We start from the raw sequence: 11,343 nt of genomic DNA on the forward strand, positions 1-11,343 counted from the left end.
CTATTATTATTTCACTAGGAAACCCTAAATGACACAAGCACTACTTATCGAAATCGGTGTAGAAGAACTTCCGGCTATACCGCTACTGAAAATTGTATCTAACATAGAAAAATCTTGGAAAAATATACTTGAAGAGTATAAGCTTTCTAGTGATTTTGAATTTATCTATACACCTAGAAGACTTGTGCTTAAACATGCAGGAATGGCTGTAAAACAAGCGGATAGTACTGTAGAACTTATGGGACCTCCTGTGCAAGCGGCTATTAAAGATGGCGAGCCAACACAAGCAGCCCAGGGGTTCGCCCGTAAGTGTGGTGTAAGCTTTGATGATCTTGGTCGATCAGAAAAGAATGGTAAAGAAGTACTTTATTTTAAGAAAGAAGAGAAAGGCAGTGATACAGTTTTTCTTCTTGAAGAGATGTTAATTAAATGGCTAGACTCTATGTCATTTGGAAAGATGATGCGTTGGGGGTCAAGAACCGATGAGTTTATCCGTCCTCTCAGATGGCTACAGGTGAGACTAGGTGATATTTCTGTTCCTGTAGAACTTTTTGGTGTAAGATCAGGTGCAAAAACATATGTACACCGTATGGTAACTTATGATGCAGTAGAAGTTCCTACGATAGATACCTATGAGAGTATATTGAGTGAGTATGCAGTGATGTTGCATCCTGAAGATAGAGAAGCGAAGATCTTGACTGAATTTGATGCTTTGGAGTCAGCGCATAATATCATTATCGAAAGAGATAGGGCACTTTTGGCTGAAGTAGTAGCGATCACAGAGAATCCTAAAGCACTTGTAGGAACCTTTGACGAACTTTTCTTGGAACTTCCCCCTGAAGTGATCATCACTTCTATGAAAGAGCATCAGCGTTATTTCCCTGTATTTGAACATGGAAAAATTGCAAACAAATTTGTAGTAGTGAGTAATGCCTATACAGATGATTACAGTAAAGTTGTGGCAGGAAATGAACGTGTACTTAAACCACGTTTGGCAGATGGGCTTTTCTTTTACAAAAATGATCTAAAAAATGGACTGAATACAGATGGTCTTGAAAAAGTACAGTTCATTGATGGTTTGGGAACACTTGCAGATAAGATCACAAGAGAAAATAATATCGCCATCAGACTGCTTGCTCTTTATATGGACAGAGTAGAATCAGGAACAGGACAAAGTTCTACAGCGCTTGAAAAAGCCATGGATAGAGCAGTGAATCTTGCAAAAGCAGACCTTATGAGTGAGATGGTGTACGAGTTTACGGAACTTCAGGGGCTTATGGGGTATTACTATGCCAAAGCACTGGGTGAGGAAGAGCTTGTTTACAATGCTATAAAGGAGCAGTATATGCCAGTAGGTGAGGGTGCTGATCTTCCAAGTTCTGTGTTCTCATCTATCGTAGCGATGAGTATCAAACTGGATACACTCTTTGGACTCTTCAGTGTAGGAAAAATCCCTACAGGTTCTAAAGATCCCTTTGCATTACGTCGTGCAGTGAATGGTATTGTACGTATTGTGACAGAGTATGATCTGACTTTTAACATTGACGATATCATCACGTTGCTAAAAGGCAATTATGATGAGTTTGATACTGATCTCTTGAGTGAATTTATCATAGAACGTATCAACAAGTCACTCGATGCAAATCCATCAGTCATCGCTTCTGTACTTGCTTCAGGGGAAAGAGATATCAATGAGATTGCTAAAAAAGTATCTGCTCTGAATGAGATCGTAAGTAATGATGCCTTTAAAGAGCAATTCACAACCTTCAAACGTGTAGCAAATATCTCTAAAGATGTAGATCTTGAGTCAAGCTTGGAGATAGATATTTCATTGTTTAAAGAGGATGCTGAGGTAACGCTTTATAACGCTTATGAAAAAGTGATCAACTCTACATACCGTGACTATAAGGAAGAACTCGAAGCACTTTTTGGACTGAAACGTGAACTTGACTGTTATTTTGATGATGTACTTGTAAATACAGAGGATGAAGCATTAAAAGTGAATAGACTTCATACGATAGGGTCTATCTATAAAACGTTTAAAAATATTGCGGATATTAAAGAGATCTCGGTTTAGATATCATGTCTAAAACCTATGATACTATCATCATCGGTGCAGGTATCGCGGGTGCTGCTACAGCGCATGTACTTACACAAAAAGATCAAAAAGTATTGGTACTGGATAAAAGAGGTATCGCCTCTGGTGGTTCTGGTGCAGCCGGGGCTTTTGTATCTCCTAAGATCGGTAAAGGGTCTTCTCTTCAAACACTTACAAACAAAGCTTTTTCTTTTGCTAAAGATTTTTACCTCTCTACTTGTCCAGACTATTTCCACCAAACAGGCGTTGTGCGTATCCCAAAAGATGAAGCTGATGCGAAAAAGTTTTCTGAGTATGAACCTTTCAATGAAAACAAATATGAAAACTATAAAAATGAACAACTTCAAGAACAAGGTATTTGCTCTGATTTTGAAAGTTTTTACTTCCCTGAGGCTGGAGACTGTGATGCAAAAGAAGTATGTGCGTTTTTACTCTCAAATATAGAAGTTGTACAGTTTTATGTAAGGCAGATAAAACAAGAAGACGGATTATGGTGTGTAGGTGACTACGGCGCTAAAAATCTTGTCTTGGCAACGGGTTATGAAAGTGACTTGGCAGACTTACGTTACATGGGTATAAAGGGTACTTGGGGAACAAGAGGAGATTTCTCTTCCAAACTTGTACTAGGGGTTAGTATGCATCAGTCTATGTCTGTAGGGGCTAATATAGATGGCATCATAAAACTGGGAGCTACACATGAGAAAGAGCTGAAAGAACCTGTGCCTTGTCAAGAAGCACAAGCTTTGATCCTCAAAGAAAAAGCTTCTTCGCTCATAGATACTTCGGATCTGGAACTTCAAGAAGTGTTTTGCGGTATGAGAGCAGGGTCTAAAGACTACTTTCCTTTAGTAGGGAAGGTGATAGACATACCATTTATGTTAGAAACGTATCCTACTGTCACACGCGGTGCCAAACCTGAGATAAAGTATGTGGATAACCTATTTGTCTGTAATGGCTTAGGGGGAAGAGGGTTTGTTTTCGCACCGCTTATGGCCAAGATCTTGGCTGAGTGTATTGTTGAAGACAAAGAGGTAGATGTCAGTGTAGATCCTGACAGACTTTTTCTGAAGTGGTGCCGTAAGAGTCCGGAGTTAGACACTTTACGTTAAATCCCACTTTTCCCATTCAGGTTCTTGAGACACATGAGGAAACCCATCCAAAATCTCTTGGGGTTGGAACTTTGGCTTGTAGGCAAAAGCTTTACATCCATCTACCCAGTACCCTAGGTAGATCCAAGGCAGTTCAAGTATCTGTGCCAATTTTATCTGGTAAAGTAGTGAATAGGTTCCTAGTGATAGATTTGCATAATCAGGGTCATAGTAAAAGTATATGGAACTGATGCCATCATCAAGTACATCGATGAGGTCTACACCTATGAGTTTATCATCTTTGATATAGAGTACTTCTCTTCCAAAATCATGTGCACCATCTACAAAGTTTTCATGGTATTCCCGGTGTGAAATATTACGGTGTTGCCACTGGTCTTTTTCATGTTTAAAAGAGTGGTATTTGTTATAGAGATAGATATGTGCGTCAGTAAGGCTAGGCTTTTGCACAATGATCTGCGTATCAGCATTTCGCTTGATAGATTTTTTTTGGGATTTGGTGTAGTGATAGTCATTGACATCTATACGTATACTTTTACATTCATTACAACCGTTACAGATAGGGTGAAAGAAGTATTTTCCAAAACGTCTCCATCCTCTGGCTATGACAGCAGTAGCAAATTTTTTACTTGCTTTAGCGACATATTTGTAGTTCATACGTACTTTGTTTCCAGGTATGTATGCACAGTCGTAGTCCAGCATAGAAAAATCTGTTGATGGCGGGTTAAGTAAATCCAGTTCTTCATTCATAATCGCGATTATACTGAAATTATTGTAAAATTCATAAAAAATTGAGGTGACTATGTTTCTTTATCAGCCGACATCAGGTTACTGCTACAATAGTGACTCTATTTTTTTATATGACTTCATCTCTATGTTTAAACCCAAAGGTAAACTATTGGATGTAGGTTGTGGTGTAGGGATCATCTCACTTTTGTTAAGTCGTGATTTTAATATAGAGACAAGTATTATTGATAAACAGGAAAAGATGCTTGACTATGCAAAACATAATTATGCACTCAATGACCTGGAAGTACAAAGCTATCTTGGAGATTTTACAGAGTGGAAGACAGATGAGAAGTTTGAGTATATCATCTCAAACCCTCCTTTTTATGATTCACGTGTACAGCAAAGTGAAAATACACATCTAAACATAGCTAGATATGCACATCATTTGCCTATAGAAAGTTTTATAGCCAAAGTCAAGAAACTGTTGAAGCCCAGAGGATATTTTATCTTCTGTTATGATGCGAAGCAGGTAGATCTATTGTTGCACTATTTAACTTCCTATGGTATAACTGTTGAAATGATGCAGTTTGTGCACTCCAAAATAGATAGAGAGTCTAAACTGGTGATGATAGCAGCACGTATGGGATCAAAGTCTATGACACAGATACTTCCTCCATTTGTGGTTTTTGATGATAAGAATGTCTATAGGGAAAAAGCGATGAAAGCGTTTGAACGAGCAAATACAAACAGCATAAAAGGTGATTTTTGATCATGGAATTGATGGAAGAAGAGGGTTACAATTACAAGTTCACTCCCTCTGCCTGTGAAGCTTGTGGTGGACACTGCTGTACAGGTGAGACCGGTTATATCTGGGCAAAATATGCCGAGATAGAGAAAATGGCAGAGTTCGTTAACCTTAGCGTAGAAGATTTTGCTACAATGTATTTAAGAAAAGTGAAACATCGTTATTCGCTCATCGAAAAACAACTCGCACCAGATAATTTTGCTTGTGTGTTTTTTGATGAGTCTATGAAGCGTTGTTCTATATACTCGGTACGACCTTTGCAGTGTCGTACATTTCCTTTTTGGGAACAATTTAAAAATGATGAAGATGAGGTACGTAAAGAATGTCCTGGAATCGTATAGCTTTAACACTGTTTATAGCATTTAGTTTTAGTACAGTGGTTGGTTATGCCAAAGAATTTATGAAGATAAGTGAAGATGAACTTATCATCAGAGGAATTTTATATGATGAATATAAAGCCTATGAAAACAGTTATCAAGTATATAAAAGACTTTATGATGTTACAGGTGCAGAGATCTATCTCTTTAAAGAAGCGACTTCTGCATTGATGAGTAGAACGCATATATTAGAGAGTATCACACGTTTAAAAACTTGGGATGAAAAAAATCCAAATAGACTTGAGGTTAGACGTCTTCTTATTCCTCTTTATCTCACTATACGACAAGTGAAAAATGCAACAATAGAAGCAGAATATCTGCTTGAACAATCAAAAGAACCTATGGATCTGGATTTGGCTTCAAATTCATTTCTCTATGCAGGAAATTTCAAGAGGGCATTGGAACTACTAAGCAGAGTATATGAAACTTTGCCTAGAGAAGAATTATTGCTTAGAATGACTGAAATTATGGATGAGTTTACAGGTGAACGAAGAAAAGCCATACAATTACTTGAAACACATCGTCGTATGAATATCGTAAGTCATGATGTTTATATTAAACTGCTCACGCTTTACCAGAAAGAAAAAAATATTGATGGCATTTTAGAGACATATAAAGCACTTTATATACAAGATAATGATGAACAGTATCTTACGAAGGTCATAGATGCCTATGTCTATAAAAGGGATATTGACGGGGCTATTGCTTTTTTGGAAAAATATCCAAGCAGAGATGATATATTGTATGACCTATATAAAGCAAACAGATATTTTTCTAAGGCATTACTCCTTGTCGATAAACTTTATGCTAAAGATAAAAATTCAAAGTGGATAGCTGAAAAAGGTGTACTTCTTTTTGAAAATTCAGAAGATAAAAATGATAAAAAAATGATAGAAGATGTCATCTCTCATTTTGAAAAAGCAATTGAACTTGGAAATGATGACAGTATTTATCTGAACTATTATGGTTATACACTTATAGATAAAGAAGTTAATGTCAAAAAAGGTATCAGTGTGATAGAAAATGCATTGATCCAACAACCTGATAATATGTATTACTTGGACTCTTTAGCATGGGGATATTATAAAGTACGTGATTGTGACAAAGCGTATAAACTTATGAAAAGAGTGGTAGATGAAGAAGGACTTGAAGAAGATGAAATTATAGAACACTGGGATGCTATAAAACAGTGTAAATAGTTTCGAATTTCTTTTAGATATAATACACGAAATTTATAGAAATATGGAAAATAATATATGGCTCAAATATTAGATGAAATCATTAAAAAAACAAAATCAGACCTGGAAAAAAGAAAAGTAGATTATCCACTAGAGTGGTTAGGACGTTCTCTTGCTTTTAACCCTTTTGTTCCTAAAGATGTACAGAGTGCTTTACGTTCTACGGAAGAAAATCCTTACCGAATTATTGCAGAAGTAAAAAAAGCGAGCCCTAGTAAAGGGATCATACGAGAAAACTTTGATCCTGTTGAGATAGCACAAGCCTATGAAAAGGGTGGAGCTGATTCACTCTCTATACTTACCGAACCACACTTTTTCCAAGGTGATAAAGAGTATCTTGGTATGGTACGTCGCTATGTAAGCATACCGCTGCTTAGAAAAGATTTTATTGTTGATAAATATCAGGTACTGGAAGCATTGGCATTTGGAGCAGACTATATCTTGCTCATCGCTATGGCATTGAGCCGTAAAGAGCTTAAAGAGTTACATGACTATGCACGTCATTTAGGTTTAGATGTATTGGTAGAGGTGCATAATAAAACCGATCTGGTCAAAGCTGTTTTTGCCGGAGCAGATATCATCGGGATTAACCACCGAAATCTTGAAACATTTGAGATGGACATGAGCCTGAGTGAAAAACTGATTCCTCTCATTCCAAATGGTAAGATCATCGTAGCTGAATCTGGTATCAATGACCATGAGACAGTAGTAGAACTTTCCAATATTGGTGCAGATGCGTTTTTGGTTGGTGAACATTTTATGAGACAAGATGATATTACTGCAGCTATTAAAGCTGTGAAGTATGGGAATTGATTTTTTATAGTATTTTTTTCTAATTACCTAATAATTAGAATTGAGACGTTGTTTCTCTCTTCTACCCCAAGGGCACTTCCTCACTTCGTTCACGGCGTTTTTTTAGAAAAAACGAAGTAAAAAAGCGTCGACTCTCTCGAATCGCTTCGTTTTCAAGGATGTTCGGGTCGACATTATTAATGGATGGTTAAGATAATAACTTTTTTACCATTTGATTGATGCGTCCACCATCTGCTCGGCTTCCTATAGCAGCTTTGGCTCCACCCATGACTTTACCCATATCTTTCATACTCTCGGCACCTACAGAGGCTATCACTTCTTTGAGTACAGATTCTAATTCTGCATCATCCATAGGCTTTGGAAGGTAAGCTTTGACTATAGTCATTTCTGCATCTTCTTTTTCTACGAGGTCATTACGTCCTGCATCTGCAAACTGTGCTTTGGCATCTTCTCTTTGTTTCATATATTTCATCAAGATAGCTTCAACATCTGCATCTGTCACATCTCTACGTTCATCCACTTCTATCTGCTTGATAGCTGCCTGTATATTTCTGAGCGTATCTCTTTTTACTGTCTCTTTTGCGCGCATTGCGTCTTTGATATCATTTTTTATTTGTGCATTTAAACTCATATGAGGGGGCTCCATTATAGATTTAAAGGGATTATACTATAATCCCTCTATGATAATCACAATAGAAGATAAACAATTTGATACAGCGAAGATAACGCAACTCTACCCGGCAGCGGTAGTAAAGACAGGTCATGAAGAAGAGACGACTCAAGTGAGTCTTGAGTGGTTGGATGTTGAGGCAAAAGGTAAAGTCGAAGTGGTAGGGTTTGGTATTTTTGTAAATCTTGGAGAAGATGAAAAGTACTCTTTTGTTTTTGATACAAAAGAAGAGATGGATGAAGCTGTAGGGCGTATCGCCGAACAGCTACAATCTTAATTTTCTTTAAAATTCAAAGATGCAGAGTTGATACAGTAACGTTTATATGTAGGCGCTGGACCATCAGGGAATATATGTCCTAGGTGTGAACCACATACACCACAACATACTTCTACACGGACCATTCCATGACTATCGTCAGTGATCTCTTTTATATCTTCTTCATGTATAGGTTGAAAATAACTGGGCCACCCTGTACCAGAATCAAATTTTGTTTCTGAAGAAAAAAGCGGTGTGTCACAACATTTACAAGTATACGTACCTTCTAGTTTAGAATCCCAAAATTCATTTTGGAACGGCGCTTCTGTACCATGGTTCAAGCAAACATTATATTCCAGTGGTGTTAACTCTTTTTGTAATTTATCTTTATCTAATTGTATTTTATAAGCCATGATGATCCTTTGGCGATTTTTTATTATCATAGCAGATTTTCTTTGGGTTTAAGTTAGATTATCTTATCATTCGATAATTACATTGGAGAAACTATGACAACATTTCAATTATTACTTCTTATTGTCGCCGGAGGAGTATTTTACCTTTTCTTTAAACAACTTTTTTCAGGCGATCATCCTAAACGAGGTGTCGACTTTGAAGCAAAAGTACCAGATGAACAGATAGGCGGTATAAACCGTCCGGATAAGACATTTTCTACGCCAACTGTTCAGCCTACACGTATGGAACAACTCTTGGAAATGACCGATGATGCTGTTGCAAAAGAAGACTTTGAAGAAGCAAAAAAAGCACTGGGGTCAGCACATATTATAGAAGTGGAGAATACGGAAGTACTGCAAAAGATGGGTTATGTCTATATGCAGACAGGTGAGTATACAGAAGCAAAAGAGAGTTATGAAAAACTTTTATCCCTGGATGAGACAGATGATATGGCGCATGCGTTACTTGCTAATGTATTGCATAAATTATCAGACGAAGAGGGTGCCGAAAAGCACCATGAACGTGCCATTGAATTAGATCCTGAGTATGCACCACACCACTTTAACTATGCAAATACTTTGTATGACTTAGGGCGTAAAAAAGAAGCACTTGCAGGTTATACCAAAGCATATGCATTAGATGATACATTGGAAGAAGCACAAAAAATGATTAAAGAGTTGGAGAGTACTAATGGCTAGTGAATGTTTTGTGACACAGGAAGCAACCCAAGAGATTCTTTTACGTGTCACCAATGTATGTGCTGAATGTTATGATGATATCAATGAAGGCGATACTATTCATTATGATATGCAAAACTATCGTTACTTATGTAAAGATTGTCAAGAGAGACTTTGTGCTCAGATGAATGAAAATTGTGAAGTTGTTGAGGATGACGCTCCTGGGCTTTTTTGTTAAATTCTTTTAGTTGGTTGAAATAACATCAACTACTTTAATACCCCTATCCTTCCTCTTAATTATTCACTATATATTTAACTGCATTGATATAACTCAAACTACTTAACTTTACATCTTTATATGCGATATCAAATGCTGTGCCATGATCTACGGATGTTCTGAGTATTGGTAGGTTTAGTGATACGTTTATGCCTTCGTCAAAATAGAGAGCTTTGAGGGGTGCTAATCCCTGGTCATGATACATAGCTACATAGTGTGTATAGTTTGCTCTTACTCTTGGCGTGAAGGCTACATCTGGAACGAGGGGAGAGGTAAATACTTCTTTACCTAATGTTTGATGTGCATTGTCTATGGATTTTTGTATGATGACCTCTTCATTCCCTAGTACGCCGTCATCTCCAGCATGAGGATTTAATCCTAGTACACCAACTTTTTTATTCGGTTTGGCTGTCTGATAAAAGTCTATAAGAAATCTTGTTAAGTCTTTTTCGTTGATACTCCCGGCTATGTCTTTAAGGGGTATATGTTCCGTAAAAAGAGCAACGTACATATTCGGTGAGCCTAACATCATAATGGCTTCAGCATCAAAAAAATCTCTTAGTGCATCAGTATGACCTTTATACTCTATGCCCGCTAATTCCCATGCTTTTTTATGTATGGGCAGGGTAGTGATGGCATCTACTTCTTTGTTACGCGCAAGTTCAACGGCTTTGACAAATGAAGCATAGGCATATGCACCACTTTCCTTGCTGACTGATCCTGCGTCTATTTTAAAAGCTGGTGCGATATTCTCTATGGTTTTAAAATCAGCGGGTATTGGTAGTTTTAATTTGTTAGCTGCCTGTTCCAGCATGGTTCTGTCTATGCAGTAAAGCGCTTCTACCTCTTTAGAAATGATGTCATGATTTTCAAGGGCAAGTTGAATACCTATACCATTGAGATCACCGACAGATATGGCTACCTTTTTACGACGCATCATATAGTGCTTTACTTTTAATTTTTCTCATCGGATGAGTAGAGCTTTCATATCTATGATGGCTTGTTCAAGTCCTGTATAGACAGAACGGGCGATAATACTTTGTCCGATATTAAGCTCTTCTATCGTCTCTATCTCGACAATATCTTTGACATTCTGCATATTGAGGCCATGTCCTGCTGCCACACGTAACCCTAGTTCCATCGCATCACAGGAGAGTAGTCGAAGGTTGCATAGTTCATCATTGAGCATTTGTTTGAGTATCTTACGTGAGAGTTCAAGTTCAGGGATAGTGTGGTGTGTTTTGGATAGATTTGTATAGAGCATCGCATAGATATTGGCATACTTTCCTGTATGAAATTCGATCCATTCAACCCCTAAGTCAAGTGATGCAGTTACAGCATCTAAAGTAGGGTCTATGAAAAGTGAAACTTCTATCTCTTCTTTTTGTAGTCTTTTGATTGCTTCTTTGAGTTTAGGTTGCTCTCCCATGACGGCTAGACCACCTTCAGTCGTTACCTCTTCACGCTTTTCAGGCACGAGGGTTACACGATGCGGTTTTAGATCACAGGCGATGTCTATCATTTCAGAAGAGATGGCACACTCTAGGTTCACAGGCAGGGAAGAGAGTTCTATAATGTTTTTAGCATCCATATCCTGCATATGTCGTCGGTCTTCACGAAGGTGAATAGTTATCTGGTCAGCTCCTGCACGTTTACAGATGCTCAGTGCATCGAGCGGATCAGGGTCTGCTACCTTTCTTGCTTCTCGCAGTACTGCGATATGGTCAATGTTTACACCCAATAACATCTATGAGCTCCCTTGAATAATATTAATTTGATTATAGCAAAAGTTCTTAAGATAGAATTTGTATAATCGACTATATTTAGAATATGTGGAGAGATAA

Annotated in this window: 14 protein-coding genes; 9 read left to right on the top strand and 5 right to left on the bottom strand. The window is 37.6% G+C overall.

The window, feature by feature from the left end; genetic code table 11:
* Positions 1-28: 28 nt before the first annotated feature.
* Both glyS and ABYK33_RS09565 read left to right on the top strand, forming a co-directional pair.
* A complete protein-coding gene (glyS, locus tag ABYK33_RS09560; protein ID WP_373032931.1) occupies positions 29-2,077 on the top strand; it encodes a glycine--tRNA ligase subunit beta in 2,049 nt (682 codons plus the stop codon).
* A 5-nt stretch (positions 2,078-2,082) separates the two neighbouring features.
* A complete protein-coding gene (locus ABYK33_RS09565; RefSeq protein ID WP_373032932.1) occupies positions 2,083-3,207 on the top strand; it encodes an FAD-dependent oxidoreductase in 1,125 nt (374 codons plus the stop codon).
* Here the strand turns inward: ABYK33_RS09565 and ABYK33_RS09570 are convergent.
* Positions 3,199-3,954, bottom strand: coding sequence for an arginyltransferase (locus tag ABYK33_RS09570; protein WP_373032934.1), 756 nt, complete (start codon positions 3,952-3,954; stop codon positions 3,199-3,201). The genes ABYK33_RS09565 and ABYK33_RS09570 overlap by 9 nt on opposite strands.
* A gap of 52 nt (positions 3,955-4,006) precedes the next feature.
* Here ABYK33_RS09570 and ABYK33_RS09575 point away from each other — a divergent pair, with 52 nt between their 5' ends.
* From ABYK33_RS09575 to trpC, 4 genes are read left to right on the top strand one after another with little or no spacing between them, the layout of a single operon-like run.
* Positions 4,007-4,702: a tRNA1(Val) (adenine(37)-N6)-methyltransferase gene (locus ABYK33_RS09575; RefSeq protein ID WP_373032935.1), complete on the top strand. Its 696-nt coding sequence runs from the start codon at positions 4,007-4,009 to the stop codon at positions 4,700-4,702.
* Positions 4,703-4,704: 2 nt separating this feature from the next.
* Positions 4,705-5,079 (top strand): YkgJ family cysteine cluster protein, encoded by a 375-nt coding sequence (locus ABYK33_RS09580; protein WP_373032936.1) that lies wholly within the window; start codon positions 4,705-4,707, stop codon positions 5,077-5,079.
* Entirely contained in the window at positions 5,061-6,314 is a 1,254-nt protein-coding gene (locus tag ABYK33_RS09585; RefSeq protein WP_373032937.1) for a tetratricopeptide repeat protein, read from the top strand. The genes ABYK33_RS09580 and ABYK33_RS09585 overlap by 19 nt, the downstream gene beginning before the upstream one ends.
* A 57-nt stretch (positions 6,315-6,371) precedes the next feature.
* Positions 6,372-7,166 carry an indole-3-glycerol phosphate synthase TrpC gene (trpC, locus tag ABYK33_RS09590; protein ID WP_373032938.1) on the top strand — a complete coding sequence of 265 codons (795 nt, stop codon included), beginning with the start codon at positions 6,372-6,374 and terminating at the stop codon, positions 7,164-7,166.
* A gap of 187 nt (positions 7,167-7,353) precedes the next feature.
* Here the strand turns inward: trpC and ABYK33_RS09595 are convergent, their stop codons facing one another.
* Positions 7,354-7,797 carry a GatB/YqeY domain-containing protein gene (locus tag ABYK33_RS09595; RefSeq protein ID WP_373032939.1) on the bottom strand — a complete coding sequence of 148 codons (444 nt, stop codon included), beginning with the start codon at positions 7,795-7,797 and terminating at the stop codon, positions 7,354-7,356.
* A 49-nt stretch (positions 7,798-7,846) separates the two neighbouring features.
* Between ABYK33_RS09595 and ABYK33_RS09600 the strand changes: the two genes are divergently transcribed.
* Entirely contained in the window at positions 7,847-8,113 is a 267-nt protein-coding gene (locus tag ABYK33_RS09600; protein ID WP_373032940.1) for a phosphomannomutase, read from the top strand.
* On the opposite strand, the gene msrB is transcribed toward ABYK33_RS09600, so the two are convergent.
* Complete coding sequence (gene msrB, locus ABYK33_RS09605; protein ID WP_373032941.1) at positions 8,110-8,505, bottom strand: peptide-methionine (R)-S-oxide reductase MsrB; 396 nt, start codon at positions 8,503-8,505, stop codon at positions 8,110-8,112. The two genes, ABYK33_RS09600 and msrB, sit on opposite strands and share 4 nt — an antisense overlap.
* 93 nt (positions 8,506-8,598) lie before the next feature.
* Between msrB and ABYK33_RS09610 the strand changes: the two genes are divergently transcribed.
* Positions 8,599-9,243, top strand: a complete 645-nt coding sequence (locus ABYK33_RS09610) for a tetratricopeptide repeat protein (RefSeq protein WP_373032942.1) — start codon at positions 8,599-8,601, stop codon at positions 9,241-9,243.
* Complete coding sequence (locus ABYK33_RS09615) at positions 9,236-9,460, top strand: hypothetical protein (RefSeq protein ID WP_373032943.1); 225 nt, start codon at positions 9,236-9,238, stop codon at positions 9,458-9,460. Before ABYK33_RS09610 ends, ABYK33_RS09615 begins: the two co-directional genes overlap by 8 nt.
* A gap of 55 nt (positions 9,461-9,515) precedes the next feature.
* Here the strand turns inward: ABYK33_RS09615 and pdxA are convergent, their stop codons facing one another.
* Together pdxA and ABYK33_RS09625 are read right to left on the bottom strand one after the other, a co-directional pair.
* A complete protein-coding gene (gene pdxA / locus ABYK33_RS09620; protein ID WP_373032945.1) occupies positions 9,516-10,436 on the bottom strand; it encodes a 4-hydroxythreonine-4-phosphate dehydrogenase in 921 nt (306 codons plus the stop codon).
* A gap of 27 nt (positions 10,437-10,463) precedes the next feature.
* Positions 10,464-11,246 (bottom strand): pyridoxine 5'-phosphate synthase, encoded by a 783-nt coding sequence (locus tag ABYK33_RS09625; RefSeq protein WP_373032946.1) that lies wholly within the window; start codon positions 11,244-11,246, stop codon positions 10,464-10,466.
* Between the last annotated feature and the right edge of the window lie 97 nt (positions 11,247-11,343).

It is taken from the genome of Sulfurovum sp., assembly GCF_041562805.1.
GTDB lineage: Bacteria > Campylobacterota > Campylobacteria > Campylobacterales > Sulfurovaceae > Sulfurovum.